Source organism: Streptomyces albiflavescens (assembly GCF_014645835.1).
Taxonomy (GTDB): Bacteria; Actinomycetota; Actinomycetes; order Streptomycetales; family Streptomycetaceae; genus Streptomyces; species Streptomyces albiflavescens.
Window position 1 is genome coordinate 1 of sequence record NZ_BMMM01000055.1, and the last position, 576, is coordinate 576.

1 rRNA gene is annotated in these 576 nt (G+C 59.9%); it reads left to right on the forward strand.

The features are described from left to right. A 16S ribosomal RNA gene (locus IEY95_RS48490) occupies nucleotides 1-576 on the forward strand; the annotation flags it as partial.

Consider the following 576-nt stretch of genomic DNA (forward strand, 5'->3'; position numbering starts at 1 on the left):
CTTAACACATGCAAGTCGAACGATGAAGCCCTTCGGGGTGGATTAGTGGCGAACGGGTGAGTAACACGTGGGCAATCTGCCCTTCACTCTGGGACAAGCCCTGGAAACGGGGTCTAATACCGGATAACACTGCGGACCGCATGGTCTGCGGTTGAAAGCTCCGGCGGTGAAGGATGAGCCCGCGGCCTATCAGCTTGTTGGTGAGGTAGTGGCTCACCAAGGCGACGACGGGTAGCCGGCCTGAGAGGGCGACCGGCCACACTGGGACTGAGACACGGCCCAGACTCCTACGGGAGGCAGCAGTGGGGAATATTGCACAATGGGCGAAAGCCTGATGCAGCGACGCCGCGTGAGGGATGACGGCCTTCGGGTTGTAAACCTCTTTCAGCAGGGAAGAAGCGAAAGTGACGGTACCTGCAGAAGAAGCGCCGGCTAACTACGTGCCAGCAGCCGCGGTAATACGTAGGGCGCAAGCGTTGTCCGGAATTATTGGGCGTAAAGAGCTCGTAGGCGGCTTGTCGCGTCGGTTGTGAAAGCCCGGGGCTTAACCCCGGGTCTGCAGTCGATACGGGCAGG